Origin of the sequence: Phycicoccus mangrovi (assembly GCF_018729305.1) — a bacterium.
Taxonomy (GTDB): domain Bacteria; phylum Actinomycetota; class Actinomycetes; order Actinomycetales; family Dermatophilaceae; genus Phycicoccus; species Phycicoccus jejuensis.
In genome coordinates this window covers 61,878-88,014 of sequence record NZ_JAHHWP010000015.1, presented here as the reverse complement: position 1 = coordinate 88,014, position 26,137 = coordinate 61,878, and the positions used below count along the sequence as shown (strand labels likewise).

Annotated in this window: 22 protein-coding genes and 1 riboswitch; of the genes, 8 read left to right on the top strand and 14 right to left on the bottom strand. The window is 75.4% G+C overall.

Annotated features, from left to right (window positions below; all coding sequences use genetic code 11):
* Positions 1 to 10: 10 nt before the first annotated feature.
* Entirely contained in the window at positions 11 to 1,063 is a 1,053-nt protein-coding gene (locus tag KMZ30_RS13860; protein WP_215513062.1) for a substrate-binding domain-containing protein, read from the bottom strand.
* A 186-nt stretch (positions 1,064 to 1,249) separates the two neighbouring features.
* On the opposite strand from KMZ30_RS13860, the gene KMZ30_RS13855 reads away from it, so the two are divergent.
* On the top strand, positions 1,250 to 2,485 hold the full coding sequence (locus tag KMZ30_RS13855; RefSeq protein WP_215513063.1) for an ROK family transcriptional regulator: 1,236 nt from the start codon (positions 1,250 to 1,252) through the stop codon (positions 2,483 to 2,485).
* Between the two features lie 25 nt (positions 2,486 to 2,510).
* On the opposite strand, the gene KMZ30_RS13850 is transcribed toward KMZ30_RS13855, so the two are convergent.
* Positions 2,511 to 3,497: a patatin-like phospholipase family protein gene (locus KMZ30_RS13850; protein WP_215513064.1), complete on the bottom strand. Its 987-nt coding sequence runs from the start codon at positions 3,495 to 3,497 to the stop codon at positions 2,511 to 2,513.
* Positions 3,498 to 3,571: 74 nt separating this feature from the next.
* On the opposite strand from KMZ30_RS13850, the gene KMZ30_RS13845 reads away from it, so the two are divergent.
* Together KMZ30_RS13845 and KMZ30_RS13840 are read left to right on the top strand one after the other, a co-directional pair.
* On the top strand, positions 3,572 to 4,894 hold the full coding sequence (locus KMZ30_RS13845) for a cytochrome P450 (protein ID WP_215513065.1): 1,323 nt from the start codon (positions 3,572 to 3,574) through the stop codon (positions 4,892 to 4,894).
* An 81-nt stretch (positions 4,895 to 4,975) separates the two neighbouring features.
* Complete coding sequence (locus KMZ30_RS13840) at positions 4,976 to 5,653, top strand: AMIN-like domain-containing (lipo)protein (RefSeq protein ID WP_215513066.1); 678 nt, start codon at positions 4,976 to 4,978, stop codon at positions 5,651 to 5,653.
* Between the two features lie 31 nt (positions 5,654 to 5,684).
* On the opposite strand, the gene KMZ30_RS13835 is transcribed toward KMZ30_RS13840, so the two are convergent.
* On the bottom strand, positions 5,685 to 6,707 hold the full coding sequence (locus tag KMZ30_RS13835; RefSeq protein ID WP_215513067.1) for a GNAT family N-acetyltransferase: 1,023 nt from the start codon (positions 6,705 to 6,707) through the stop codon (positions 5,685 to 5,687).
* Positions 6,708 to 6,768: 61 nt separating this feature from the next.
* Here KMZ30_RS13835 and KMZ30_RS13830 point away from each other — a divergent pair, with 61 nt between their 5' ends.
* Positions 6,769 to 7,356, top strand: a complete 588-nt coding sequence (locus KMZ30_RS13830; RefSeq protein ID WP_215513068.1) for a DUF6328 family protein — start codon at positions 6,769 to 6,771, stop codon at positions 7,354 to 7,356.
* A gap of 52 nt (positions 7,357 to 7,408) precedes the next feature.
* Here KMZ30_RS13830 and KMZ30_RS13825 read toward each other — a convergent pair whose 3' ends face one another.
* Positions 7,409 to 8,488, bottom strand: coding sequence for an alpha/beta fold hydrolase (locus KMZ30_RS13825; RefSeq protein WP_215513069.1), 1,080 nt, complete (start codon positions 8,486 to 8,488; stop codon positions 7,409 to 7,411).
* Between the two features lie 188 nt (positions 8,489 to 8,676).
* Positions 8,677 to 9,942 carry an ArgE/DapE family deacylase gene (locus KMZ30_RS13820; RefSeq protein WP_215513070.1) on the bottom strand — a complete coding sequence of 422 codons (1,266 nt, stop codon included), beginning with the start codon at positions 9,940 to 9,942 and terminating at the stop codon, positions 8,677 to 8,679.
* A 92-nt stretch (positions 9,943 to 10,034) separates the two neighbouring features.
* Between KMZ30_RS13820 and KMZ30_RS13815 the strand changes: the two genes are divergently transcribed.
* Positions 10,035 to 11,498 carry an MDR family MFS transporter gene (locus KMZ30_RS13815; protein ID WP_308279756.1) on the top strand — a complete coding sequence of 488 codons (1,464 nt, stop codon included), beginning with the start codon at positions 10,035 to 10,037 and terminating at the stop codon, positions 11,496 to 11,498.
* Between the two features lie 131 nt (positions 11,499 to 11,629).
* Here the strand turns inward: KMZ30_RS13815 and KMZ30_RS13810 are convergent, their stop codons facing one another.
* From KMZ30_RS13810 to KMZ30_RS13795, 4 genes are all read right to left on the bottom strand, one after another.
* Complete coding sequence (locus KMZ30_RS13810; protein ID WP_226902593.1) at positions 11,630 to 12,229, bottom strand: DUF5701 family protein; 600 nt, start codon at positions 12,227 to 12,229, stop codon at positions 11,630 to 11,632.
* Between the two features lie 127 nt (positions 12,230 to 12,356).
* The gene (locus KMZ30_RS13805; protein ID WP_308279757.1) at positions 12,357 to 13,616 is read right to left on the bottom strand and encodes an MFS transporter; all 1,260 of its coding nucleotides are present in this window, start codon (positions 13,614 to 13,616) and stop codon (positions 12,357 to 12,359) included.
* 237 nt (positions 13,617 to 13,853) lie between these two features.
* Positions 13,854 to 16,094 (bottom strand): ATP-binding cassette domain-containing protein, encoded by a 2,241-nt coding sequence (locus KMZ30_RS13800; protein ID WP_308284328.1) that lies wholly within the window; start codon positions 16,092 to 16,094, stop codon positions 13,854 to 13,856.
* Between the two features lie 4 nt (positions 16,095 to 16,098).
* Positions 16,099 to 16,794: an ECF transporter S component gene (locus KMZ30_RS13795; RefSeq protein ID WP_030526365.1), complete on the bottom strand. Its 696-nt coding sequence runs from the start codon at positions 16,792 to 16,794 to the stop codon at positions 16,099 to 16,101.
* Positions 16,795 to 16,884: 90 nt separating this feature from the next.
* Positions 16,885 to 16,988, bottom strand: a riboswitch (TPP riboswitch).
* 85 nt (positions 16,989 to 17,073) lie between these two features.
* Here KMZ30_RS13795 and KMZ30_RS13790 point away from each other — a divergent pair.
* Entirely contained in the window at positions 17,074 to 17,352 is a 279-nt protein-coding gene (locus tag KMZ30_RS13790; RefSeq protein ID WP_215513072.1) for a DUF4235 domain-containing protein, read from the top strand.
* Here KMZ30_RS13790 and hutI read toward each other — a convergent pair.
* From hutI to KMZ30_RS13775, 3 genes are read right to left on the bottom strand one after another with little or no spacing between them, the layout of a single operon-like run.
* Positions 17,345 to 18,589, bottom strand: coding sequence for an imidazolonepropionase (gene hutI / locus KMZ30_RS13785; protein ID WP_215513073.1), 1,245 nt, complete (start codon positions 18,587 to 18,589; stop codon positions 17,345 to 17,347). The two genes, KMZ30_RS13790 and hutI, sit on opposite strands and share 8 nt — an antisense overlap.
* Positions 18,586 to 19,911, bottom strand: coding sequence for a formimidoylglutamate deiminase (locus KMZ30_RS13780; protein WP_215513074.1), 1,326 nt, complete (start codon positions 19,909 to 19,911; stop codon positions 18,586 to 18,588). Before KMZ30_RS13780 ends, hutI begins: the two co-directional genes overlap by 4 nt.
* Complete coding sequence (locus KMZ30_RS13775; RefSeq protein WP_226902533.1) at positions 19,908 to 21,152, bottom strand: allantoate amidohydrolase; 1,245 nt, start codon at positions 21,150 to 21,152, stop codon at positions 19,908 to 19,910. Before KMZ30_RS13775 ends, KMZ30_RS13780 begins: the two co-directional genes overlap by 4 nt.
* 105 nt (positions 21,153 to 21,257) lie before the next feature.
* Between KMZ30_RS13775 and KMZ30_RS13770 the strand changes: the two genes are divergently transcribed.
* A complete protein-coding gene (locus KMZ30_RS13770) occupies positions 21,258 to 21,737 on the top strand; it encodes an aminoacyl-tRNA deacylase (RefSeq protein WP_207022259.1) in 480 nt (159 codons plus the stop codon).
* A 100-nt stretch (positions 21,738 to 21,837) separates the two neighbouring features.
* On the opposite strand, the gene hutU is transcribed toward KMZ30_RS13770, so the two are convergent.
* Positions 21,838 to 23,493 (bottom strand): urocanate hydratase, encoded by a 1,656-nt coding sequence (gene hutU, locus KMZ30_RS13765; protein ID WP_215513075.1) that lies wholly within the window; start codon positions 23,491 to 23,493, stop codon positions 21,838 to 21,840.
* A gap of 254 nt (positions 23,494 to 23,747) precedes the next feature.
* Between hutU and KMZ30_RS13760 the strand changes: the two genes are divergently transcribed.
* Positions 23,748 to 24,440, top strand: coding sequence for a class I SAM-dependent methyltransferase (locus tag KMZ30_RS13760; RefSeq protein WP_215513076.1), 693 nt, complete (start codon positions 23,748 to 23,750; stop codon positions 24,438 to 24,440).
* Positions 24,441 to 24,525: 85 nt separating this feature from the next.
* Here KMZ30_RS13760 and hutH read toward each other — a convergent pair whose 3' ends face one another.
* Complete coding sequence (hutH, locus tag KMZ30_RS13755) at positions 24,526 to 26,109, bottom strand: histidine ammonia-lyase (RefSeq protein ID WP_215513077.1); 1,584 nt, start codon at positions 26,107 to 26,109, stop codon at positions 24,526 to 24,528.
* Between the last annotated feature and the right edge of the window lie 28 nt (positions 26,110 to 26,137).

Here is a 26,137-nt window from a genome sequence, read left to right as displayed (position 1 = left end):
GTCGGGGCCGTCACTTGAGGAGCTCCGCGAACGGGTCGTCGTAGGCCTCGCCCGGCTTGGGCGCCGCCGAGAGCGCGGCGTCCACGGTGTCCTTGGTGACGACCTGGACGGGCGCGTCGACCTTCTCGGGGAGCGTCTTGCCCTTCATCGCGGCCTCGCAGGCCTCGAGGCCCATCTTGCCGACGACGTAGGGGAACTGGGCGACGACGGCGTCGATGCCGCCGCTCTTGATCGCCTCGAACGCGTCCTTGTTGCCGTCGACGCTGATGACCTTGATCTGCCCGGTCTTGCCGGCGTTGGCGATCGCGCGGGCGATGCCCAGGCCCATGTCGTCGTTGGCGGCGAAGAACCCCTTGAGGTCGGGGTTGGCGCGCATGATGTCGGTCGCCTTGGTCAGCGCGGTCTGGCGGTCCCAGTCGGCGGCGACGGTCTGGACGATGCTGATGTTGGCCGGCTTGCCGGCCGTGAAGCCGTCGAGGCGGGCGCCGCTCGTCACGTCGCCGGCGATCCCGCCGACGAGGGCGACCGCGCCGCCGTCCGGCAGGAGGGTGCCCATCTGCTTGCCGGCGAGCTGGCCGGCGGCGTTGTTGTCGGTGCCGATGTAGGTCGCGATCTTCGCGCCGGCGGCCTTGGCGGCGTCCGCCTCGACCGGGCTGTCGATGTTGACGATCGGGACGTCCTTGGCGGCGATCTGCGCGATGCCCTGGACGAGGTTGGTGCCGGAGATCGGGTTGACGACGAAGCACTTGTAGTCCTGGCCGGCGAGGCCGGTCAGCTTGTCGGCCTGGCCGCTGGTGTCGGTGATGGCGGCGGCGGCCTGGATCGTCACGTCGGTGCCGTCGGCGCTCGCGGTGTCCTGGATGCCCTTCTCCATCGTCTGGAAGAACGGGTTGTCCAGGCCCTTGATGACCGCGGCCACCTTGCCGGTGGTGGCGGCGGACGAGCCGTCGGAGCCGGAGCCCGAGGCGGTGGAGGAGCCGCCGCACGCGGTGAGCGCGAGGCCGAGGCCTCCGGCCGTGGCGACGAGGACGAGCTGGCGGGCGGCGGTGCGTGCACGGGCCATGGGGGGAGCCTCTCTTCGTTGAGCGGGCCGGCGTGGGGCGTCCGGCGACTTTTGACAGTTGATCACCTATTTATGACTTGTGTCAAGCAAAAAGATCCTGCACTCTGGTAGAAATGACCACGGCGCGACGAGGCCCCTCGTCGCCGGCCCCCCGGACCGGGCCCGTGAGCGACGGCAGGAGCAGCGATGTCCACGACGACCGAGCCCGCGGGCCCCGTGGCGCTCCTCGGTCGCCCCGTACGCCCCGCGGCCACCCCCGGCTCCCCCGGCCAGGTCCTCGCCCTCGTCCGCGCGCACGGCGAGCTCACCCGCGCCGAGCTCGTCGAGCTGACCGGCACCTCCCGCTCCACCGTCGCTGCGCGCCTGGACGCCCTCGTCGACGCCGGCCTGCTCGCCGAGGTGACGCCCGTGGCCACGACCCGGGGCCGCCCCCCGACCCGCTTCCGCTTCCGCGAGGAGGGCGGTGTCCTCGCCCTCGCCGACGCGGGGGCCACCGGGGTCCGTGTGGCCGTCACCGACCTCGGCGGGCGCATCCTCGACCAGCAGCGGTTCGACCTCCCCGTCGGAGCCGGCCCCGAGCCCTGGCTCACCGAGGTCCTCGGCCACCTCGACGACGCGCTGCGCCGCGTGGGCGTCACCCGGGCCGAGGTCCACGGTGTCGGCCTGGCCCTCCCCGGGCCCGTCGACGGGGACGCGGGCACGGTCGTCAGCCCGCCGATCATGACCGGCTGGGACCGCTTCCCCATCCGCGACTGGTTCGCCGAGCACCTGCCCTGCCCGGTCGTCGTCGAGAACGACGCCAACGCGATGGCCGTCGGCGAGCACCGGTCCGCCCACGCCGACCGCTCGTCGATGCTCCTGCTCAAGCTCGCGACCGGTGTCGGCGCCGGCCTGGTCATCGGCGGCTCGGTGTACCGCGGCTTCGACGGCGCCGCGGGCGACATCGGCCACATCCAGGTCACCGCGCCGGACGAGGGCCCCGCCCCCGCCTGCCGCTGCGGCAACACCGGGTGCATCGAGGCCTACGCCGGCGGCTGGGCGCTCATCCGCGACCTGCGCGCCGCCGGCCACGACGTCTCCTCCGTGCCCGAGGTCGTCGCGCTCGTCAAGGCCGGGGACCCGAGCGCCACCGCGCTGTCGCGGCGGGCCGGCCGCTTCATCGGGATCGCCCTGTCCGACGCGGTCAGCCTCCTCAACCCCGAGGTCGTCGTCATCGGGGGCGACCTCGCCGCGGCGGCCGACCACCTCTTCGCCGGCATCCGCGAGTCCGTCTACGCACGCTCCCTCCCGCTGGCCACGCGCCGCCTGACCATCCTGCCCTCGAGCCAGGGCGACCTCGCCGGGCTGCACGGGCTCGCCGCGGCGGTGGCCGACCGGCTCTACGCCCCCGAGCGGGTCGACGCGATGGTCGCCGCCGGCTGACGCCGCGCGGTGCTCACCGGCTCCGTCAGTACCCGGCCTCGTCGAGGGCCCGCTCGGTCAGCTCGCGGCCGAGCGCGATCATCTCGGACGCGCGGTGGAAGTCCATCGTCCGGCAGGCGTCCGAGGGCACCGAGACGAGCACGTCCGGCGGGTTGCTGGCCATCCGGTACCGGGTGATGAGCGCCGCCATCGTGTCGAACGAGCGGTTGAAGATCTCCATCGACGCCAGGTCCTTGGGCGCCGAGGTGTACCCGGGCGCCGAGGGCGTCGCGGGTGACCCGCCGCCCTCCGTGACCGGCGCGACGTCCTCGGCGACGTCCTCGCGGGCCGGGGCGTCGGTCGTCGTGTCGTGCGACCCGCCCCCGATGAGCGCCGACACGCGGTGGGTCAGCGACCGGACCGACCCGGCCACGGTGCCCGTGACGCCCGGCGAGCGCACCGGCGCGACCGGCATCCCGGTGCTGTGGCCGGCCTGCAGGCTGACCGCGACGGTGAGGTCGGACATCACGGCGGCGGTCGGCTCGATGGGGACCGGGTTCATGAGGCCGCCGTCGACGAGCAGGCGGCCGTCGACGACGATCGGCGTCACGAGGCTCGGGATGGCGACCGACGCGCGGATCGCCGTGGCCATCGGCCCGCGCTGGAACCACACCTCGCGGCGGTGGTTGAGGTCGGTCGCGACGGCCGTGAAGGGGATGGCGCAGTCCTCGATGAGCGTGCCGTCGAGGATCTCGCCCACCTTGGCGAAGATCCGCTCGGCCCGGATCGCCCCTCCCCCGCCGAGGTTCATGTCGAGCAGCCGCCACACGTCGTACTGGGTGAGGCCGGTGACCCACTCGGTGTAGGCGTCGAGCCGTCCGGCCGCGGCGAGACCGCCGACGAGCGCGCCCATCGAGGTGCCGGCGACGGCGACCACCTCGAACCCGCGCTCCTCGATGACCTGCAGCGCGCCGATGTGCGCGTACCCGCGTGCTCCGCCGGCGCCGAGCGCCAGGGCGACCCGTCGACCCATGGCGTCAGGGTACGTCGACCTCCCCGCAGGCCGTGGCCGTCGGCGATAGCCTCGGGAGAGGGAGGAGGAACCCCATGGACGACGTTCGCGCGGCCCGACGCACCCCACCGGCCGACCCCGCCCTCCTGCCCCCCGGCCCCCGGCTGCCCCGGCTGGTCCAGAGCGTCGGGATGATGCGCTTCCGCCACCGCTGGGTGCCCTGGCTGCACCGGCGCCACGGGGACGTCGTGACCGTCCGGCTCTTCCCGCGCGGCCGCAACATCGTGCTCGTCAGCGAGCCGGACGCCGTCCGCGACGTCTTCGCCGGCGACCCCGCCGTCTTCCGCGCCGGCGAGGCCAACGCCATCCTCGGTCCGGTCATGGGCGAGCACTCCGTCCTGCTCGTCGACGGCGAGGAGCACCGGCGCGCCCGCCGCCTCCTCACGCCGGCCTTCTCCGGGCGGGCGCTGCGCGGGTACGCCGACCTCGTGACGGGTCTGGCCAAGACCGAGGTCGGGTCGTGGACCCCCGGCGTCCCGTTCGCCGTCCTCGACCGGATGAACGCCGTGACGCTCGAGGTCATCCTGCGAGTGGTCTTCGGGGTCACCGACGAGGGCCGGCTCGCACGGCTGCGGCCCCTCGTCCGCGAGCTCGTCGACGTCAGCCCCCTCGTGTTCCTCGGCTGGGCCATCCCCCGCCTGCGCCGGGTCGGCATGTGGCGCAGGGCGGTCGAGCGCACGCGCGCCCTCGACGCACTGCTCCACGAGGAGATCGCCGAGCGGCGCACGAGCCCCGACCTCGCGCTGCGCACCGACGTGCTCTCGACGCTGCTGCGCGTCGAGGTCGACGGCGAGCGCCTGACCGACGCCGAGCTGCGCGACCAGCTCGTCACTCTGCTCCTCGCCGGCCACGAGACGACGGCCACCGCGCTCGCCTGGACCCTCCACGAGATCGGCCTGCACCCGGGGCTGCGGGCGCGCGCCCGCGCGGCGGCCCGCACCGGGGACGACGACCTGCTCGAGGCGTTCGTCAAGGAGGCGATGCGGCTGCACCCCGTCATCCCGATGGTCGTGCGCGTGCTGCGCGAGCCGGCGCGCATCGGGGGTGTCGACCTGCCGGCCGGCGCGACCGTCGGCGCGTCGGTGATCCTCGCGCACCGGCGGGCGGCGAGCCATCCCGACCCGGCGGCCTTCCGGCCGGACCGCTTCGTCGGCGGCCAGCCCGCACCGCACACGTGGATCCCCTTCGGCGGGGGCGCCCGCCGGTGCATCGGGGCGTCGTTCTCGCTGATGGAGGCCGTCGCGGTGCTGCGCGAGGTGCTCGTCGCGTACGACGTCGAGTCGGTGGCCCCGGAGGGTCCGCGCGTCCGGAACATCACGAGCGTCCCGCGACACGGCGCGCGGATCACCGTGCGCTGAGCCCCGACCCGGCCGGACTCCGCGAAGGTCCCACGCGGGACCCCCGGCGTCGAGGACGATGGAGGCGTGAAGGGAGGCGCCATGACCGCACGACGCCGCACACCGACCGTCCGCACCCTCGGGGTGGGGGTGACCGTCCTCGCGCTGGCCGCCGTCGCGGGCTGCTCGTCCGGCCCGGACGACCCCGCGCCCGTCTCGACCTCCGGTGCCCCGACGGCGAGCGGGTCCACCTCGCCCTCGCCCTCGGCCTCGCCGTCCCCGAGCGACTCGCCGTCGGACTCGGCGTCGCCGAGCGCGTCGGCCTCGGCGCCTGCCGGGTACTCGCTCGACGAGCAGTCGAGCGGCGACTGGCCCACGCTCGGTGGCCGGGTCGGCATCGGACTGGAGTCGCGCGTCGCCGGTCATGGCTCCTACGACCGGGTCGTCTACCAGTTCGCCCGCGACGGGGTGCCGAGCTACCGCGTGCGGTACGTCGACGCACCGATCGAGGACCCGAGCGGCGAGCGCAAGGACGTGGCCGGTGACGCCTGGCTCGAGGTGCTCGTCTCGACGGTCGACATGCCCGGGGAGTCGGCCCCGAGCGCCGACGACCCGCTGCCGGACACCCTGCGGGGCACCGGCATCGCCGCCGCTCCGGCCATCTGGGGCGGGTTCGAGGGCGTGGGGCAGTCGTTCATCGGCCTGACCGGCGGTCAGCGGCCGTACAAGGTCTCGGTGCTGGAGAACCCGACCCGGCTCGTCGTCGACATCGCCCGCTGACGGGCGTCGTCGCGACGCGTCACCCGACGCGTCAGAGGTCGAGGTCCTGGTGCCAGGACTGCGTCCGGTAGTCGGTGACCCAGCCCATCGAGGAGTAGAGGCCGTCGGCGCCCGTCGGGCTGTCGGCGTCGACCTCGAGCCCGACCCGGTTGCGGCCGCGTCGCGCCGCGTCGCCGACGACCTGGTGCAGGAGCGCCTTGGCCACGCCGCGACCGCGCGCGTCGCGGTGCACCCCGATGTAGTCGACGTAGCTGCCGGGGATGCCGTCGGCGTCCGGGCGCAGCACCGACGAGACGACGGCACCGGCCGGCACGGGCCCCTCCGGACCCTCGACCGTGGCGAGCCACCAGTGGTCCCAGCGGTGCCCCGGGTCCTCGCGCAGCCGCATGACGAACTCGGGGAAGCTCTCGCGATAGGAGCTGAAGTGGTCCTGGAAGGACTCCTCGAGCACCCGGTGCACGGCCTGCAGGTCCTGGGCCAGTGGCAGGCCGTCGTCGTGGCGGTCGACCGGGCGGACGGTGACGCCCTCGCGTGGCCCGGGCAGGCTGCTCGCCTCCTCGGAGGACACGGGGCGGGTCATCTGCAGCCAGGTGCGCGTGTGCCGGTAGCCGGCGTCGGCCAGCCAGCGCTGCTGGCGGGGGTCGTCGGCGTAGGCACCGGAGTCCAGCAGCGTCGTGCGCAGGCCACGCATCCGGCCGATGTCGCGGGCGTAGCGCTCGCCGGCGGCGAACAGGTGGCCGGCGAGCTCGTCGGCCGCGTCGTGGTCGGGCGCGACGGTGACCTCGACCAGCGTGCGGCCCGCGGCCCGGTCGTGCACCGACAGCCAGGCGAGCAGCCGGCCGTCGGCGTCCTCGACGAGCACCTGGCGGCGCGTCCACGAGCCGGTGCCGGCCAGCTGGACGACGACCGCCTCGGGGTCGGCGCCGGCGGAGCCCTTGGCCGCCTGCTGGTGCGCGGCGAGGAGGGCGGTGACGGCGGGTGCGTCGTCCACCTCCGGCCGTCGGGTGAGGTAGTGCTCGGGCAGTCCGTCGATCGTCACCTCGGCGTGGCTCATCCCCCCACTCTCCCATCCCCCCGGTCCTAGGCTGAGGGGCCGCCGAGCGAGGGAGTGGTCGATGGGGAGCGGACAGGGTCGTGGCGGGCGCGACGGCGCGCCCTCGAGGCGCACGCTGGCCCGCAACTGGGACGAGCTGCTCCAGGAGATCCGGGTCACGCAGACCGGCGTCCAGATCCTCACCGGGTTCCTGCTCACCGTGCCGTTCTCGGCGCGCTTCGACCAGCTGACCGGGTTCCAGCGCACGACGTACCTCGCCGTCCTCGCGGGGTCGGTGCTGACGACCGGGCTCGTCGTCGCCCCGGTCGCCTTCCACCGGATGCTCTTTCGCCAGCGGCGGCGCGAGCTCCTCGTCGAGTCGGCCAACCGGTTCGCCATCGCCGGGCTCGCGATGCTCGGGCTCACGGTGAGCGGGGTCGTGCTGCTCGTCGTCGACATCACGCTCGGCACCCCGCCGTCGCTCGTCGGCGGCGGGGCGGTGCTGGCCGTCCTCGTCGCCCTCTGGTTCACCCTGCCGTTCCTCGCGGCGCGCCTCGGCGACACCCCGCGCAACCCCCCGCCCGACGGCCACGACGACACCGACGACGACACCGACGACGACGACCACACCGACGACCGCCGCCCCCCACCTCACCGCGAACGTGTGTGAAATCGCCGGGGGTCACCGGCGATTTCACACGCGTTCGCGAGAGGGGGCTGGGTCAGACGGGGGTGTCGAGGAGCTCGCGCAGGTGGGCGTCGACCTCGTCGAGGTAGGACTGCTCGAAGCCGAACAGCCCGAAGTGGCCGGCGATGCTGTGCAGCATCCGCACCTCCGCGCCCGGCGTCATCGCGGCCTCGGGCTCGCAGTCGCGCGGCGGGAAGAACATGTCCTGCTCGATCGGCATGACGAAGACCTTGGCCGTGACGCGTGCGAGCGCCGCCGCGAGGTCGCCGCCGGCGTTGCGGGCGACGTCGCCGCGCTGCCACTTCCAGCCCATCGACAGCAGCGCGTTCGGGTCCATCATCGTGAAGAGGGTCCGCGTGAAGTTCTGCTGGAACTCCTCGTAGGTCGAGAACTCGAGGCCCTCGGCGATCGGCGGGATGCCCTTCCAGAACTCGGTCTTCCAGAAGTCGGTGGTCAGCCCCATCGTCGCCCAGATGTCGGCGTGCCGCGTCAGGCCGTCGCGCACCTCCTCGTGCGAGGAGTACTCGCCGCCGTTCCAGCCGGGGTCGGAGGTGATGGCGTCCATGAGCGTCTGGGTGAAGAGCGCGTCGTGCGGCGTGTTCTGCGCCGTCCCGGCGATCGGCGCGGCCCGCAGCACCTTGTCGGGGTAGCGGACGGCCCACTCCCACGTCTGCTGGGCGCCCATCGAGCCGCCGACGACGAGGGCGAACCGCTCGACGCCGTAGTGCTCGCGCATCAGCTGCTCCTGCGCCCGGACGTCGTCGCCGATGCGCACCTGCGGGAAGCGCGACATCGCGATGGACGGGTCGTCGGTCGTGTGCGGCGAGGTCGAGAGACCGTTGCCGATCTGGTTGACGACGGCGATGAACCACTTCATCGGGTCCAGGGCGCGCCCCTCGCCGATGTAGACCTGCCACCACGTCGCGTGCGTCCCGGAGAACCACGTCGGCACGAGGATCGCGTTGTCCCGCGCCTCGTTGAGCTCGCCGAAGGTCGCGACGGCCAGCTGGAGGTCGGGGATGACGCCGCCCTCCTCGAGCTCGAATCGGCCGATCGACCGCAGCTCGTACGGCCCCTGCATCTCGGGCGTGTAGAACGGGTTCTCCAGGGGCATGGCGGGTCCTCTCGTCGCGACGCTGCTGACCGGACCGACGCTAGGCGGCACGCGCCCCGGGCGGAACCCCCCGACCCGGCCGGTCCTCCCGCGAACGCGTGTGAAACCGCCGGGGGTCCCCGGCGGTTTCACACACGTTCGCGGGTAGGTGGGGGGGCCCAGGGGCAGGGGGTCAAAGGGCCAGGAGGTCAGGCGGTGGTCAGCCGGCGGACGGCGAGGACGCAGAGCGCGCGGGTGACCTCGACGAGCTCGCCGAGGTCGACCGACTCCCGCGGCGAGTGCGCGAGCCGGACGTCGCCGGGGCCGTACTGGAGCGTCGGCACCCCGGCCGCGGCGTAGAGGCGCAGGTCCGAGCCGTAGGGGGCAGCGCCGGCCACGGGTCGCGCCGCCCCGACGGCCTCGGCGGCGTCCGCCACCTCGTCGGCCAGCGGATGGCCCGCCGGCAGCCGCCCGGACGCGAACGCCCCGCCGGGCCAGGTGACGACGGGAGGATGCTCCCGCAGCCACGGGTCGCCGGCCGCCGCCGCTGCCACGCACCGCTCGAAGGCGTCGCGGGCGGCCTGCGGGTCCTCGCCGAGCGCGACCCCGTAGCGGCCCTCGGCGACGAGCAGGTCGGGCACGCTGCTCGCCCAGTCGCCCGCCCGCACCGTCCCGACCGACAGCGCGTACGGCAGGCGCGACCCCGCGAAGAGCGGGTCGGCGTCGCGGTTGCGCTCGGCCTCGAGGCGGCGCAGGGCGTCGTGGACGACCCCGAAGGTGTCGAGGGCCGAGACCCCCTCGAGCCGCGTGCTGCCGTGGGCCGCGAGCCCGCCGACCTCGAGCCGGAAGGTCAGCGCACCGGCGTTCGCGGTGAGCAGCCGGCCACCGGTCGGCTCGGTGATGACGACGGCCTCGCCCGTGTGCCCGCGCCGCAGGGTCGCGAAGGCCCCGAGCCCGCCATCCTCCTCGCCGACGACCGAGTGCACCGCCAGCCGGCGCTCCAGGCGCACCCCGGAGCGGTGCAGCGCGGCCGCCACCGCGAGGTTCGCGACGAGCCCGGCCTTCATGTCGCAGGCGCCGCGCCCGTGCAGCCGGCCGTCGCGGACGACCGCCGCGAACGGGTCGTCGCGCCACGCGCCGGGGTCGCCGACCGGCACGACGTCGACGTGCCCGTTGAGGACGAGGCCCGGCACGCCCGTCCCGGGGCTCGTCCCGACCAGCCCCCAGGCCTCCGAGCGCGGCGCCTCGAGGCCGGGGAAGCCGGGCTCGGCGAGCAGCGCGGGGAGGTCCTCGGACCAGAGGTCGACCTCGAGCCCGGCGCGCTCGAACCATCCGGCGAGCAGGTGCTGCGCCTCGGACTCCGACGCGGTCCCGGTGACGCTCGGCACGCGGACGAGGTCGGCCAGCGAGGTGACGAGGGCGTCCTCGTCGAGGGCGTCGAGGACCCGGCGCTCGACGTCGGTCGGGGTGCTCACGGCGGCACGCTAGCCCCGGCACGGCCGTCTCCGCAGGTGGGACCACGTCCGGACCCCGGAATGACCCCGCCCCGCGACGGGTTGGCCCTCCGGTGACGTCCTCCTCCGCCACCCGCGTCCCCCGCTCGGCCGTCGGCCTGCGCTCCGAGCGGGGGCCGGTCCTCCTCGGCGTCATGCTGTCGACCGGCCTCGTGGCCATCGACTCGACGATCCTCGCGACCGCCGTGCCCGCCGTCGTCGGCGACCTCGGCGGCCTCTCGCAGTTCCCGTGGCTGTTCTCGATCTACGTCCTCGCGCAGGCCGTGTCCGTGCCGGTCTACGGCAAGGTCGCCGACCTCCTCGGGCGCAAGAACGTCATGCTCGTCGGGGTCGCGCTCTTCGTCGTCGGCTCGCTGCTGTGCGGCGTCGCCTGGTCGATGGGCTCGCTCGTCGCCTTCCGGGCCGTCCAGGGCCTCGGCGCCGGCGCCATCCAACCGATCGGGATGACGATCATCGGCGACATCTACTCCGTCGCCGAGCGCGCGACCGTCCAGGGGTACGTGGCCTCGGTGTGGGCGGTCAGCTCGCTCGTCGGCCCGACCCTCGGCGGCTTCTTCTCCGAGGCGCTCTCGTGGCGGTGGATCTTCTTCGTCAATCTTCCGCTCGGCGCGGCCGCCGGCTGGATGCTCTGGCGTCGCTTCAGCGAGTCGCCGCGACCCGTCACGGCGCGCCCGCGCATCGACTGGGCGGGCTCCCTGCTGCTGCTCGTCGGCACCGTGGCCCTCCTCGTCGGGCTGCTCGAGGGCGGCATCCTGTGGTCGTGGGGCTCGCCGGTGAGCATCGGGCTGTTCGTCGGCGCCGCCGTCGTCCTCGCCGCCTTCGTCGTCGTCGAGCGCAACGCCGCCGAGCCGGTGCTGCCGCTCTGGGTCTTCCGCGACCGGGTCGTCGGCGGCGCGATGCTCGTCTCGCTCGTCGTCGGCGTCATGCTGCTCGGCCTCACCTCCTACGTCCCCCTCTACGCGCAGGGCGTGCTCGGCGCCGGCGCCATCGTCGCCGGGTTCGCGCTCGCCGCGATGACGCTCGGCTGGCCGGTCGCCGCGTCGACGTCCGGGCGCCTGTACCTGCGCCTGGGCTTCCGCGCGACGATGCTCATCGGCTCGGTCCTCGCGGTCGCCGGGTCGGCGCTGCTGCTGACCGTCGGCCCGGACAGCTCGGTGTGGCAGCTGGCCGCCGCCTGCCTCGTCCTCGGGCTCGGCTTCGGCTACGTCGCGAGCCCGTCCCTCGTCGCCGCCCAGTCGGCCGTTCCGTGGCACCAGCGCGGCGTGGCGACGAGCGCGTCGATCTTCGCGCGCTCCGTCGGCAGCGCGGTCGGCGTCGCGGCCTTCGGCGCCGTGGCCAACACGGTCGTCCGCGACCGCCTCGGGAGCACCCCGAGCGACCTCGAGTCGCTGCCGTCGGGCGTCCTCGCCCCGGCGCTCGGGGCCGTCTTCGTCGCCGCCGCGGCGGTCTCGGTGACGATGCTCCTCGCGTCCTTCGTCATGCCGCGCACGGTCCACGAGGCCGGCCCCGAGGGGTGAGACGCGCGCCACGCCGGTGACGCGCGCGGCCATTCCACGGCGGACGAGCCGTGCGGGAGTACGTTTGCGGTGCAGGGGAACCGGGCGCGGCGCTGGAGTAGGGACCGGCTCCGCGCCCGGCCCCTGTGCGCTCAGGCCCGCCGGCTCCCGGCGGAGGCGACCCCCAGCCACGAGTGGGGGTTGCCGTCCCAGCACCAGCCGAGCTTCGGCGCCCGCTCGCTGATCCACATCGCCGGCACCCGCCGGTCCCCGCGGCGCGAGCCGGACAGCATGAAGCAGCGGTTCTTCTCGAGCAGCGCGGGCGCGTGGGTGACGACCGCGACGCCCTCCTCGACGGTCAGCGGCGTCCGGCCGCGGCCGAGGACGACCGGCAGCGCCTCCTCGGGACGCACGCCGCAGAACTCCTCGCCGCGGTCGACGTCGAGCAGCAGGTACGCGTCCGGGGCCGGCAGGACCACCGGCTCGATCGGCCGGTAGGGCGCGAGCCCCTCGGCACCGTGGTTGCGGTCGACGACGCCGGGCCGGGTGCCCCGCGGCGCGAGCCGCAGCAGCGGCACCGTGCGCTCGGGGTCGACGACGGCGGCGGTGACGACGAGCACGAGCGGGGCGTGCCCGGGGACGGCGTCGGGCAGCGGGTCGAGCCCTGCGGCGACCGTGCGCAGGGGCTCGAGGCGGGCGGTGAAGTCGGCCTCGCTCTGACCGGCGAGCGCCGGGTAGCCGAGGCGGAGCAGGGTCTCGACCTGGTGGTCGAGGAGGGCGAGCGCGGTGGACGGAGCGGTCTGGACGGCGATGGCGGACCTCCCGGGTCGATGAGCGGCCAGCGTCCAACGCGCCCCGCCGCGGCGTGGTTCCCCGCGGTCAGGCCGTCGAGGACCCCACCCGGCGCACCGGATGGGTCTCGCGCGCGCGGACCCACGGCACGACCGCCAGCAAGGTGATCGCCCCGGTGACCCCGAAGGCCAGACCGAAGCTGCCGTGGTCGACGAGGGTGCCGGCGAGCACGGGCCCGATGATCGCGCCGGTGTCGGAGGCCATCTGGAAGGCGGCGAGGGCCGGGCCGCCGTTGCGCTCGCGGCCGACGACGTCGGCGAGCGAGGCCTGCTGCGCCGGGTTGAGCGCCCCCGCCCCGAGCCCGGCGACGACCGAGAACGCGACGAGGAGCGGCAGGTTGGTGGCGAGGCCGGTGCCGAGGGTCGCGAGGCCGGACACGAGCAGGCCGCCGACGATGAACGGCTTGCGCCCGATGCGGTCCGAGGTGCGGCCGGCGACCGTCAGCCCGACGGCGTTGCCGGCCGCGAAGACCGCGAGGGCGGTGCCCGCGACGAGCGACTGGTGGGTCTCGCGCGTGGCGGGGTCGAGGGACTGGTCGACGATGACGGCCGCCGCGAAGAGCGGGAGGATCGCGTTGCGGACGCCGAAGTTGGCCCAGCCGTTGGCGAAGGCCGAGACGACCGAGGCCTTGTACGCGCTGTCGCGCCAGCCGTCGCGCACGGTCATGACCGGCAGGACGGGCGCCCCCTCGGCCGGGCGCAGCGAGGCGTCCTTGAGGAAGACGAAGACGATGGTGGCCGCGAGCAGCAGGGCCGCCGCGTAGACGAGGAACGGCACCCGCAGCCCGAGACCGCCGAGCAGGCCGCCGACGACCGGGCCGCCGACCCCGCCGATGAGGAAGGCCGACGCGTAGGCCGACGACACCCGCGCGCGGATCGAGGGCGGCGCGAGCCGGACGATGAGCGCCACGGCGGAGACGGTGAACATCACCGAGCCGATGCCGCCCAGGCCCCGGAAGAGCAGCAGCTGCCAGTACGAGCCGGCGAACGCCGTGGCGCCGGTCGACACGGCGACGACGAGCAGCCCGGTCAGGTAGATGGGGCGTTCGCCGAGCCGGCCGATGAGCCGGCCGCCCGCGGGCGCGAAGACGAGCCGGAAGAACGCGAAGGCGCTGACGACCACGCTGCTCGCCGTCGCGCCGACGCCGAAGCTCTGGGCGAACCCCGGCAGGACCGGGGTGATGAGGCCGAAGCCCAGGGCGATGACGAAGGCCGCCGCGATGAGGACCCAGATCTCACGGGGGATGCGGACTCGCGCCTCGGGGGCGCTCACGGGCTCGGCGGACACGAGGGTCCAGTATGCCCGCGCCCACCGACGGTGGCGGGGCCGCGGTCGCTGCGACCGCGGCCCCGTCCGTCGTGGCCGCCGGGGCCCTCGTGGTCCCGGGCGGTTCCTGCACCTGCGCGAGGTGGTCTCGACAGCACCGCGCACCTGCGAGCATGCCCGGGCAGCGGGCCGCGCGTCCAGACCCGGCTCGTCATCTTGACCGGTTCTTGCGCCTGGGACGTCCGGGGCGCCGGCCGCTCAGCGCACGAGGACCGCGGCGGCCACCGGCAGGGCCGCCGCCACGAGCAGCACGGTGTCGCGCAGCCGCCAGGGCGCCGGCGCCCACCACGTCCGGCGGCGGGCCGTCGCGAAGCCGCGGGCGTCCATCGCCACGGCGAGCTCGACGGCGGCGCCGAGGGTGCGCACGAGGAGGCCGGTCGTCGAGGCCGCGAGGTGGCGCGCGACCTCGGCCGGGCGGGTCGGCCGCACGCCGAGGCCGCGGACCCGGCGGGCCCGGCCGATCTCGGTCCAGACCGCCCCGAAGGTGTGGACGCGCTGCAGTGCGGCGGCGGTCGCGACGACCGGGCGGTCGGGCAGGTGCAGGCGCTGGGCGAGGTGGTCGCCGAGGCGGTCGGGGTCGACCCACGGCAGGAGCACGGCCGACGGCACGACGATGACGAGCACCCGCAGGGCGACGGTCAGGGCGGTGTCGACGTCGTGCCCGGCCAGCCACCACGTCGACCAGCCGGTCGAGAGCGCGGCGAGCGCCCCCGGCACGGTGCGCAGGAGGACACGGCGGGCCCGGCCGCCCGGAGCCGGGCCGGTGCCCGGGGCGGCCAGCGCCACGACGGCGAGGACCGCCTGCACCGCGAGCACCGCGAGGGAGGTGCTCCAGCGCGGGGAGACCACGCCCGCCGGGATGCCGAGCATCGCGCCGGCGAGGAGCGCGAGCGGGCCGCAGCGCGCGGCGAGCGGCACGCGCGTCGACGGCTCCTGCGGCGGGCGCGGCGGCGCGGCGAGGTGGTGGACCCGGTCGGCCCGGGCGACGACCTCGGCGTCGTGGGTGGCCGCGACGACCGCTCCCCCGGCGGCGCGGTGGGCGGCGACGAGGCCGACGATGGCGGCCCACGTGTGCCGGTCCTGGCCCACCGTCGGCTCGTCGGCGAGGAGCACGGGCGGGCCGTGGTGGAGCGCGGCGGCGACGGCGAGGCGGCGCTGCTCGCCGCCGGAGAGGTGGCGCGGGTCGGCCGCGGCGAGCGCCGCGAGCCCGAGGGCGTCGAGGAGTGCGAGGGCACGGGCCTCCTCGGCGGGACCCTGCCGGCCGAGGGCGCGGGAGGTCGCGAGCACCTCGTCGAGCACGGTGCCGGCGACGAGCGTCGAGCTCGCCCACTGCGGCACCCACGCGAGGCGGGCGGCGAGGGCCGGGGCGTCGAGGCGCCGGGGGTCGGCGGCGCCCTCGCCGGCGCCCAGCCGGACGGCGTCGTCGGGGACGGGGTCGAGGAAGCCGGCGAGCGCGGCGAGGACCGTCGACTTGCCCGACCCGCTCGGGCCGACGAGGACGGAGAGGTCGCCGGGGGATGCCGCGAGCGGCTCGTCGAGCGCGGCGGCCCGGAGGGTGCGGGTCGAGCCGTCGACGAGGCGCACCGTGCGGTCCACGGCGAGCGGGTCGGCCGTGAGGGCGGCTCCGGCGGTCGGGGGGAGCGCGGCGAGCAGCCCGGGGTCGACGTCGAGGGGGGCGGGCGCGGGCTCGTCGGGGACCCAGAGGCCCATCGCGAGCAGCACCTCGCGCTGCGTGGCCAGCACCTCCTCGACCGGGCCGTCGGCGACGACGCGGCCGTCGGTGGAGAGCACGACGAGCCGGTCGACGAGGGGGACCCACGGGCCGAGCACGTGCTCGACGACGACGAGCGTGCGGGGGTCGTCGGCCGACAGCGCGGCGACGGCGGCCCGCACCTCGGCGGCGCACGCGGGGTCGAGCATCGCGGTCGGCTCGTCGAGGAGGACGAGGGAGGGGTCGAGGGCGAGGGTGCCGGCGAGGGCGAGGCGTTGGGTCTGCCCGCCCGACAGCGCCGAGGTGGGGGTGTCGAGGGGCAGGTCGGCGAGGCCGACGGCGGCGAGCGCGCGCTCGACGACGGCGGGCATCCCGGCCGGGTCGGCGCCGACGTTCTCGAGGCCGAACGCGACGTCGCGCCCGACGCTCGCGGCGACGACGCCGCTGCCCGGCTCCTGGAGGACGAGCCCGACGGCGCCGGGTCGGTCTCCCGGGGCGGCGCCGTCGAGGGTGACGTCGCCCTCGAGGTCGCCCGGCTCGAGCGAGCCGAGCATCCCCGTGAGGGCGCGCAGCAGGGTGGACTTGCCGGCCCCGGACGCCCCGGCGAGCAGGACCCGCTCGCCGGGGCGCAGGGTGAGCGTCACGTCGCGCAGCACGGGCTCGCGCCGGCCGACGGGTCGCCAGGTGAGCCCGGCGACCTCGACGTGGCCGCGCCGCACGGTGCGCACGGTGTCAGACAGCCCGTGCCTCCCGGACCTCCTGGCCCGCCGGGAACGCCGAGAGCGCCCCCGCCCGGGCCAGCTGCCGGGTGAGCAGCCACCCGACGCCGCCGGCGATGACCGCGCCCGAGACGCCGAGGGCGCCGAGGTAGGCGATCTTGTCGCGCAGGACGAGCTCGGCGTACCAGCCGCCGCCCCCGGCGAGGGAGCCGAGGACCGGCAGGTCGGCCCACGAGGCGGGGAACTTGACGACCTCGAAGACCCACTCGAGCGGGGCCGACAGGGCGCCGGCGAGCATCGCCGCGCCGGGGCCCCACGCCTTGTAGCCGAGCAGCGCGAAGGCGAGCTCGGCGCCGAGGCCCTGGAGGACGCCGCTGACGAGCGTGCTCGCGCCCCACTGGGTGCCTGGGAGCATCGAGACGAGCGCGGCGACGACCTCGCAGAAGAGGGCGGCGCCGGGCCGGCGGACGACGAGCCCGCCGACGACGCCGGCGAGGAACCACGTGCCGGCGAAGAGCCCGGTCAGCGGGACGTACGCGACGGTGACGAGCTTGCTGAGGGGCTCGTAGGCGAAGGCCCAGCCCCAGAAGACGATGCCGAAGGCGGCACCGAGGAACGCGACGGTGATGATGTCGACGGTGCGCCAGGACGCGAGGCGCCCGGTCGCGGTGACGGATCGACGCGCGGGCGCGTCGGTGGTGATGGCCATGTGCAGTGCTTCTCCCGTGGTCGGTGTGCGACCTCGGGGAGGGGTGACCCGCCGGCGCGCGGCCGCGGAGGGCCGGCGACGACGGAGCACACCTGAGATTTCCCGACTTCCTCCACCGGTGCTAACCGGATCAGGTTCGAGGGTCTGCGGTCGGACCGCACTCTCAGCGCCTGGGCGCTCCCCTGTCGTTGGACCCCCCGAGCATATCCCCGCGCGCACTAGAGTGGCGAGGACCGGTCGGGCAGCCGCCTGACCTGCGGATCCATCGAGAGGACCAGCATGGGAAAGCTCGCCTGGAAGATCCTCGGGACCGGCGGGCCCATCCTCGCCGGGATCGTCGCCACGAAGCTCGTCAACATCGTCTGGGCCAAGGCCGGGCAGGACGAGATCAACCCGAAGAACCCCGACGCACCGGCGCTCAAGGCGCTCGCGTACGCCGCCGCGATGGGGCTGGCCGTCGGCGCCGCCCGCACGCTCACCGAGCGCCAGGCCGCGCAGTACTACCGCCGCTCGGCCGGCCACCTGCCCACCGAGATCAAGACGCAGCCGATCAGCTGACGCCGGCCGCGAGGTCGAGCACGCGGGCCACGGGCATCCCCGGCCGGTAGGCCAGGTGCTCGTGGCCCGGCGCGTCGAGGACCGCGAGGTCGGCGGGACCGTCGACGGCGATGCGCCCGACGTCGGTGCGGCGCAGGGCTCGCGCGCCGCCGACGGTCGCGGCGACCAGCGCCTCGGCCGCCGTCATCCGCAGCTCCCGGACGGCGAGCGCGACGACGAACGGCATCGAGGCGGTGTTGCACGTGCCCGGGTTGCAGTCCGAGGCCAGCGCCACGCTCACCCCGGCGTCCAGCAGACGGCGCGCGTCCGGGTAGGGCATGCGGGTCGAGAACTCGACGCCCGGCAGGAGGGTCGCGACGGTCGTGGTGGCCGCGTCGGCGAGGGCGGCGACGTCGGCGTCGTCGAGGAAGGTGCAGTGGTCGACGCTCGCGGCGCCGAGCTCGACGGCCAGGCGCGCCCCCGGGCCGGGGCCGAGCTGGTTGCCGTGGACGCGCAGCCCGAGCCCGGCGTCGCGGCCGGCCACGAGGACCGCGCGGGCCTCTTCGCCGGTGAACGCGTGGGGGCTGTTCGGCTCGCAGAAGACGTCGACCCAGCGGGCGAGCGGGGCGCACGCGGCGAGCATCGGCCCGGTGACGAGGTCGAAATACCCGGCGCGGTCGGCGCGGGCCTCCGGCGGCACGACGTGCGCGCCGAGGAAGGTCGTCTCGGTCGTGACCTCGCCGGCGAGGCTCAGCGCGCGTACCTCGTCCTCGACGGTCAGGCCGTAGCCGCTCTTGACCTCGAGGGTCGTCGTGCCGAGCGCGCGGGCCTCGGCCACGCGGGCGGCGAGCAGCGCCCGCAGCTCGTCGTCGGAGGCCGCCCGGGTCGCCGCGACCGAGACGCCGATGCCGCCGCCGTCGTAGGGGGTGCCGGCCATCCGGGCGGCGAACTCGGCGGAGCGGTCACCGGCGTGGACGAGGTGGTTGTGGCTGTCGACGAAGCCGGGGACGACGGCGCGGCCGCCGAGGTCGGTCATGTGGTCGGCCGCCGGGGCGTGCGCGGCGGGCCCGAGCCACGCGACGCGGCCCTCCTCGACGACGAGGGCGGCGTCGGTGAGGATGCCGAGGCGCTGCTCGGCGGGCGTGGAGAGGTCGTCGACGGGCGTGTCGCCCTCCGGCCCGGCGCAGGTGACGAGCCGGGCGATGCCCGTGACGAGGTGCGACCCGTGTGGGCCGGCCTGTGCCGCAGCGGTACTCATCGGCGGACCGTCGAGATCGCCTCGGCGAGCATCCGGCCCACGTCGCCGAGCCGGTGAACGCCTGCGCTGACGACGTGCTCGCCGCCGACGACGACGTCGGTGACGTCGGCCGAGGTCGCGGCGTAGAGCACCTGGTCGAGCGCGGCGCCGGCCGTCCGCGGGCTGTCGGTGCGGATGGCGACGAGGTCGGCCACGTGGCCGCCGGCGACGAGCCCGCCGTCGGTCCAGCCGAGCGAGCGGTAGCCGTCGAGGGTGCCCATCGCGAGCAGGTCGAGGGGCGCGAAGCGGCCGCGCTCGAGGGTCGTCAGCCGCTCGTGCATCTCGACGCCGCGCACCTCCTCGAAGGGGTCGACGACGGCGTGCTGGTCGGAGCCGACGGCCAGGTGCGCCCCCGCGTCGGCCAGCGCGCGGGCCGGGCCGATGCCGTCGGCGAGGTCGCGCTCGGTCGTCGGGCAGAAGACCGCCGTGGCCTCCACGCCGCCGATGATGCCGATGTCGTCGTCGGTCAGGTGCGTCGCGTGGACCAGCGAGGTCTCGGCGGTCAGCAGGCCCTCCTCGGCGAGGAGGCGGGTCGGGGTGCGCCCGTAGAAGGACTCGCACGCGAGGTTCTCGCCGGGCTGCTCGGACACGTGGGCGTGCAACGGCCAGTGCTCCCGCGCCGCGACGTCACCGACGACGGCGAGGTCGTCGAGCGGCACCGCGCGCACCGAGTGCACGGCCGCCCCGACCCGCCAGTCCTCGTCGGCGTCGAGGGCGCTGACCCGCTCGAGCCATCCCTCGGCGGAGCCGTCGGAGAAGCGCTGCTGCACCTCGTCGAGCGGCACGTGGCCCGAGCCGGTCAGGCCGCCGGAGAGGTAGACGGTGTCGAGGAGGGTCAGCCGGATGCCGGCCGCCCGCGCCGCCTCGACGAGCGCGAGGCCCATCGCGTTCGGGTCGTCGTACGGGGTGCCGCCGGGACCGTGGTGGAGGTAGTGGAACTCCCCGACGGCCGTGTAGCCGGCGAGGACCATCTCGGCGAAGACCGCCGTCGCGAGGGCGCGGTAGGAGTCGGGGTCGAGCCGGCCGGCGAGGGCGTACATCCCCTCGCGCCAGGTCCAGAAGTTGCCGGCGCCGCCGTGCGTGCGCCCGCGCAGCGCCCGGTGGAACGCGTGGCTGTGCGCGTTGGCGAGCCCCGGCAGGACGAGCCCCCGCAGGACGGTGTCGCCGGGCTCCATCGGCTGCTCGGCGAGCACCTCGAGGATGCGTCCGCGCTCGGTCGTGACCCGGACGTGGCGACGTGCACCACCGGGGAGCACCGCGTGCTCGCACCAGAACGTGCTCATGCAGCAGGCGGCCCGGCGAGGTCGGTGACGACGGTGGCGAGGGCCGCCACGCCGCTGAGGCAGTCGTCGGCCGAGGCCCACTCGTCGGGGCTGTGACTGACGCCGGTCGGGTTGCGCACGAACAGCATCGTCGTCGGCACACCGGCATTCGCCAAAATCCCGGCGTCGTGGCCGGCCCCCGTCCCGATGACGGGGACGCCGCCGAGGAGCGTCGCGAGCCGGCGGGTCAGCACCGGGTCGAAGTCCGTGACGGGCGTCCACGACTCCTCGGTGACGAGGGCGTCGAAGTCCGCCACGACGTCGCGGACGTCGGCGACGACGCGGCGCACGGCGTCGGGGTCGGCGCCGCGGGCGTCGAGCCACGCGGTGGCGCAGCTGGCGATGGCGTTGACGCCGCCGGGCACGACGTCCACCTTGCCGACGGTCGCGAGGCAGGAGTGCTCCTCGGCCGAGCGGCGGGCGGAGATGATCGCCGCGGCGAGGCCGAGCATCGCGTCCTCGCGCACGTCGAGGGCGGTCGTGCCGGCGTGGTTGGCCTCGCCCGGCACGTCGATGCGCCAGCGGCCGTGCGGCCAGATGTCGCTCCCGACGCCGACCGCGTGGCCGAGGTCGTCGAGGAGGCGGCCCTGCTCGACGTGCAGCTCGACGAAGGTGCCGACCCGCGCGAGCGTCTCGGGATCGGGCCCGAGGCCCTGGGGGTCGCGTCCGGAGGTCCGCATCGCCTCGGCCATCGTGACGCCGTCGGCGTCCTTGAGGCCCCGGGCGCGGTCGGGCGACAGCACACCGGTGATGACGCGGGAGCCGGCGCAGGCCACCCCGAAGCGGGCGCCCTCCTCGTCGGCGAAGTTGACGACCCCGACCGGGCGGGACGGCGTCAGGCCGCTCGCCCGCACCTCGTCGATGGCCGCCAGCGCGCTGACGACACCGAGCGGGCCGTCGAAGGCGCCGCCGTCGGGCACGGAGTCGAGGTGCGAGCCGAGGACGAGCCCGGGGTCACCGGCCGCGACGGCGGCGTCGGGGTCGCCCCACCAGGCCCACTGGTTGCCCATCCGGTCGGTCGTCAGGTCCAGCCCGCGGGCCTGCGCCTCGCCGGCGAACCACTCGCGCAGGTCGTGGTCGGTGCGCGTCCACGCGAAGCGCCGGTACCCCCCGGTGTCGGCGTCCAGCCCCACGGTCTCGAGGTCGGCCCACATCCGGCGGAAGGCGAGGGTTCCCCCCGGAGATGCCGACCTGTTGGACATGGACCCCATTGCACCAACTCGGCCGGGGGCGTGGTGGCGGAGGTGCAGGCCGATTGTCTTGGGTGCGAGACGAGCCCGCCCGGGCACCGGTCCTACGCTGGGCGGATGGATGACGGAGCCGACCGCGCACGTGCCGCCCTCGCCGAGTCGGGGCTCGCGTACGACATCACGAGCCACGGTCGCGTCGGCTCGCTCGAGGAGGCGGCCCGGCTGCGCGGGGTCGAGCCGTCGGGCATCGTCAAGACGCTCGTCGTGCGCCGCGGCGACGACGACCACCTCTTCGTCCTCGTTCCGGGCGACCGCGAGATCTCGTGGCCCAAGCTGCGGGCGCACCTCGGCGTCAACCGGCTCTCGATGCCGCCGGCCGACGTCGCCCGCGACGTCACCGGGTACGAGCGCGGCACCATCACGCCGTTCGGGGCGCTGCGGCGCCTGCCGGTCGTCGCCGACGCGACGCTGACCGGGCGCACGGTCTCGATCGGCGCCGGCGCCCACGGCGTCGCGGCCACGGTCGGGGCCGATGCCCTCGTCGCCGCCCTCGACGCCGACGTCGCGGACGTCACCGACCCCGTCACCCCCCGCTGACCCCGGCCCCACCCCCCGACTTCTTGCGAGTTCCGCCGCTCGACCCGCCGTTCCGGCGGCGTGTCGGCGGCGGAACTCGCAATCAGTGGGCATCTCGGGGTCAGGACTCGCGCATCGGGACGCGCACGCCCTGGGCCTCGGCGGTCCGCTCGGCCTCCTCGTAGCCGGCGTCGACGTGCCGGATGACGCCCATCGCCGGGTCGTTGGTCAGCACCCGCTCGAGCTTCTGCGCGGCGAGGTCGGTGCCGTCGGCGAGGCTCACCTGGCCGGCGTGCAGCGAGCGGCCGATGCCGACGCCGCCCCCGTGGTGGATCGAGACCCAGCTCGCGCCGGACGCGGTGTTGACGAGCGCGTTGAGCAGCGGCCAGTCGGCGATCGCGTCGGAGCCGTCGAGCATCGACTCGGTCTCGCGGTAGGGGCTCGCGACCGACCCGGTGTCGAGGTGGTCGCGGCCGATGACGACGGGCGCGCTGACCTCGCCGGTGCGCACGAGGTCGTTGATGGCCAGGCCGGCCTTGTCGCGCTCGCCCTGCCCGAGCCAGCAGATGCGCGCCGGCAGGCCCTGGAACGCGATGCGCTCCTGCGCCCCCCGCATCCAGCGGTGCAGGCGGTCGTCGTCGGGGAAGAGGTCGAGGACGGCGCGGTCGGTGGCCGCGATGTCCTTCGGGTCGCCCGAGAGCGCGGCCCAGCGGAACGGCCCCTTGCCCTGGCAGAACAGGGGGCGGATGTACGCCGGCACGAACCCGGGGAAGTCGAACGCGCGGTCGTAGCCGCCCTGGCGCGCCTCGTCGCGGATGCTGTTGCCGTAGTCGAAGACCTCGGCGCCGGCGTCGAGGAAGCCGACCATCGCCTCGACGTGGCGGGCCATCGACGCCCGGGCGCGGTCGGTGAACTCCTCGGGCTTCTTCTCGGCGTACTCGGCCCACTCGTCGAGGCCGATGCCCTCGGGCAGGTAGGACAGCGGGTCGTGGGCGCTGGTCTGGTCGGTGACGACGTCGATCGGCACTCCGCGGCGCAGCAGCTCGGGGAAGACCTCGGCCGCGTTGCCCTCGACGCCGACCGAGAGCGCGCGCCGCTCGTCCTTGGCGCGCAGCACCCGCTCGACGGCGTCGTCGAGCCCGTCGGCGACCTCGTCGAGGTAGCGGTGCTCGACCCGGCGGTGCAGGCGGGCGGGGTCGACGTCGACGACGAGGCACGCGCCGCCGTTCATCGTCACCGCGAGCGGCTGCGCGCCGCCCATCCCGCCGCAGCCGGCGGTCAGCGTGAGGGTGCCGGCGAGCGTGCCGTTGAAGCGCTTCTCGGCGACGGCCGCGAAGGTCTCGTAGGTGCCCTGGACGATGCCCTGGGTGCCGATGTAGATCCAGGAGCCGGCCGTCATCTGGCCGTACATCGTCAGGCCGAGGTGCTCGAGGCGGCGGAACTCGGGCCAGGTCGCCCAGTCGCCGACGAGGTTGGAGTTGGCGATGAGGACGCGCGGCGCCCACTCGTGGGTCTGCATGACGCCGACCGGGCGGCCGCTCTGGACGAGCATCGTCTCGTCGGCCTTGAGCGTGGTCAGCGTGCGCACCATCGCGTCGAACGAGCGCCAGTCGCGGGCGGCCCGGCCGGTGCCGCCGTAGACGACGAGGTCGTCCGGCCGCTCGGCGACCTCGGGGTCGAGGTTGTTCATGAGCATCCGCAGCGGGGCCTCGGTGCTCCACTGGCGGGCGGTCAGGGTGCTGCCGCGGGGTGCGCGGACCGGGCGGGCGCCGTCCATCTCGGGTCTCCTTCGTCGCAGTCATCCCACTGTCGCGGCGTGCCGTCGCCGGTGCGAGGGGGCGACGGGCGGTGGCGTCTGGGATGCGAGACGCGGTGGCCGGGGTGCGCTCCGGTGCCGGCTCCGCGAGGGGAGGCGACACGCAGGGGTCTCGGCCCGGACGCCTGCGTGTCGCCTCCCCTCGCGCGTCGCGCGCTTGCCGGAACGGCAACGGGATGCCCACGCGGCCGTGGCCGCCGGAGCACACTCGGGGCATGACGACGCACAAAGCGCACCGCCACGGTGAGACCCCGGGCCACCCGGACCACGGCCCCGGCGAGCCCGACCCGGCGCACGGCCGGACGCTGCGCGACGACGAGTCGGCCTGGGACGCGCGCTACGCCGAGCTCGACCGGGTGTGGAGCGGCGAGCCCAACCACGCGCTGACCGTCGAGGCCGCCACGCTGAGCCCGGCGCGGGCCCTGGACGTCGGCTGCGGCGAGGGCGCCGACGCCGTGTGGCTGGCGACCCGGGGCTGGACCGTGACCGCGCTCGACCCGTCCGGGGTGGCCCTGGCGCGTGCCCGGGCCGCCGCCGAGGCGTCGGGGGTGCTGGTCGACTGGGTGCACGCCGGGCTCGCCGAGGCCGACCTGCCCGTGGGCGGGTTCGACCTCGTGTCGGTGTTCTACCCGGCGCTCGACCTCGAGACCGGGCCGGTCGAGCGCCTGGCCTCGCTCGTCGCCCCCGGCGGGACGCTCGTGGTCGTCCACCACGCCGACGTCGACCGCGAGCGCGCCATCGAGCACGGCTTCGACCCCGACCTGCTGCTCTCGCCGGCCGGCGTCGCGGCGGGCCTCGGCGAGGGCTGGGACGTCGTCGGGCCGGAGCGCCGGCCGCGGAGCATCAGCGGCGGGTCCGGCGCCCACCACCACGACGACCTCGTCGTCCGCGCCACCCGCCGCCCCTGACCCCCAACCCCGCACCCTTCCGCGAACGTGTGTGAAATCGCCGGGGGTCTCCGGCGATTTCACACGCGTTCGCGATGAGGGAGGGTCAGGCGAGGGGGCCGGTGTGCTCCTCGACGACGCGGCGGACGGTGCCGTCGACGACGAGCCGGTGCGCGACCTCGATCTCGGGCGCGAGGAAGCGGTCCGGGCCGGGCTCGCCGGCCCCGGCCGCGGTGAGGGCCGCTACGACCGCCCCGGTGGCCGGCGCCGGCTCGAGCGGCGCCCGCAGCCGCAGCCCCCGGGCCGCCGTCAGCACCTCGACGGCGAGCACCCGGGCGAGCCCGTCGACGGAGCGACGCAGCTTGCGGGCCCCGGACCAGCCCATCGAGACGTGGTCCTCCTGCATCGCCGAGGACGGGATGGAGTCGACCGATGCCGGCGCGGCGAGGCGCTTCATCTCCGAGACGATCGCCGCCTGCGTGTACTGGGCGATCATGTGGCCGCTGTCGACACCCGGGTCGTCGGCGAGGAACGGCGGCAGGCCGTGGCTGCGCGCGACGTCGAGGAACCGGTCGGTGCGGCGCTCGGACATCGAGGCGACGTCGGCGGCGACGATCGCGAGGAAGTCGAGCACGTAGGCGACGGGCGCGCCGTGGAAGTTGCCGTTGGACTCGACGCGGCCGTCCGGCGTGACGACCGGGTTGTCGACGGCCGACGCGAGCTCGTACCCGGCGACGCGGGCGGCGTGGTCGACCGTGTCGCGCGCCCCACCGGCGACCTGCGGGGCGCAGCGCAGTGAGTAGGCGTCCTGGACGCGGGTGCACTCCTCGGTGCGGTGTGACTCGCGGATCGGGCTGTGCGCCATCACCGTCCGGATGTTCGCGGCCGACACGGCCTGTCCCGGTTGCGGGCGCAGCGCGTGGAGGTCGGCGGCGAACACGTCGTCGGTGCCGAGCAGTCCCTCGACGGACATGGCCGCGGCGACGTCGGCCACGACGAGCAGGGCGCGCAGGTCGTGCAGGGCGAGGCAGAGCATCCCGAGCATGCCGTCGGTGCCGTTGACGAGCGCCAGCCCCTCCTTCTCCTCGAGCTCGACGGGCGCGAGGCCGGCGGCCGCCAGCGCAACGGTGGCCGGCATCCGCTGCCCCGCGGCGTCGCGGACCTCGCCCTCCCCCATCAACGCGAGGGCACAGTGCGACAGCGGGGCGAGGTCGCCGGAGCAACCGAGCGAGCCGTACTCGTGGACGACCGGGGTGATGCCGGCGTCGAGCATCCCGGCGTAGATGCGCAGCGTCTCCTCGCGGATGCCGGTGCGCCCGGTGGCCAGCGTGGCGACCCGCAGGAGCATGAGCGCACGCACGACCTCGCGCTCCACCTCGGGTCCTGACCCCGCCGCGTGGCTGCGGATCAGGCTGCGCTGCAACCGGTGCCGCAGGTCGACGGGGATGTGCCGGGTCGCGAGCGCGCCGAAGCCGGTGGAGATGCCGTAGTGCGGCACGGTGTCGTCGGCGAGGTCCCGGATGATCCCCCGGGTGCGGCGGACCTCGGCCAGCGCGGCGGCGTCGAGCACGACCCGCGCGCCGTGCCGGGCGACCGCGACGACCTCCTCGACGGTCAGCGGACCGGCGCCGACGACGACACGGTCGGGCAGCGCGGCGGTGGCGGCGGGGGTCTGGGTCATGCCTCCCATTGGAGGGCCGGGGCGCCGCGCCGGCCAG

Excerpts from the sequence above, each read along its gene's own strand:
- KMZ30_RS13860 (WP_215513062.1), bottom strand. The coding sequence starts at position 1,063 with ATGGCCCGTGCACGCACCGCCGCCCGCCAGCTCGTCCTCGTCGCCACG.
- KMZ30_RS13830 (WP_215513068.1), top strand. The coding sequence starts at position 6,769 with ATGGGGAGCGGACAGGGTCGTGGCGGGCGCGACGGCGCGCCCTCGAGG.
- KMZ30_RS13760 (WP_215513076.1), top strand. The coding sequence starts at position 23,748 with ATGACGACGCACAAAGCGCACCGCCACGGTGAGACCCCGGGCCACCCG.
- KMZ30_RS13835 (WP_215513067.1), bottom strand. The coding sequence starts at position 6,707 with ATGAGCCACGCCGAGGTGACGATCGACGGACTGCCCGAGCACTACCTC.
- KMZ30_RS13770 (WP_207022259.1), top strand. The coding sequence starts at position 21,258 with ATGGATGACGGAGCCGACCGCGCACGTGCCGCCCTCGCCGAGTCGGGG.
- KMZ30_RS13850 (WP_215513064.1), bottom strand. The coding sequence starts at position 3,497 with ATGGGTCGACGGGTCGCCCTGGCGCTCGGCGCCGGCGGAGCACGCGGG.
- KMZ30_RS13845 (WP_215513065.1), top strand. The coding sequence starts at position 3,572 with ATGGACGACGTTCGCGCGGCCCGACGCACCCCACCGGCCGACCCCGCC.
- hutU (WP_215513075.1), bottom strand. The coding sequence starts at position 23,493 with ATGGACGGCGCCCGCCCGGTCCGCGCACCCCGCGGCAGCACCCTGACC.
- KMZ30_RS13855 (WP_215513063.1), top strand. The coding sequence starts at position 1,250 with ATGTCCACGACGACCGAGCCCGCGGGCCCCGTGGCGCTCCTCGGTCGC.
- KMZ30_RS13795 (WP_030526365.1), bottom strand. The coding sequence starts at position 16,794 with ATGGCCATCACCACCGACGCGCCCGCGCGTCGATCCGTCACCGCGACC.
- hutI (WP_215513073.1), bottom strand. The coding sequence starts at position 18,589 with ATGAGTACCGCTGCGGCACAGGCCGGCCCACACGGGTCGCACCTCGTC.
- KMZ30_RS13775 (WP_226902533.1), bottom strand. The coding sequence starts at position 21,152 with ATGTCCAACAGGTCGGCATCTCCGGGGGGAACCCTCGCCTTCCGCCGG.
- KMZ30_RS13840 (WP_215513066.1), top strand. The coding sequence starts at position 4,976 with ATGACCGCACGACGCCGCACACCGACCGTCCGCACCCTCGGGGTGGGG.
- hutH (WP_215513077.1), bottom strand. The coding sequence starts at position 26,109 with ATGGGAGGCATGACCCAGACCCCCGCCGCCACCGCCGCGCTGCCCGAC.
- KMZ30_RS13825 (WP_215513069.1), bottom strand. The coding sequence starts at position 8,488 with ATGCCCCTGGAGAACCCGTTCTACACGCCCGAGATGCAGGGGCCGTAC.
- KMZ30_RS13780 (WP_215513074.1), bottom strand. The coding sequence starts at position 19,911 with ATGAGCACGTTCTGGTGCGAGCACGCGGTGCTCCCCGGTGGTGCACGT.
- KMZ30_RS13790 (WP_215513072.1), top strand. The coding sequence starts at position 17,074 with ATGGGAAAGCTCGCCTGGAAGATCCTCGGGACCGGCGGGCCCATCCTC.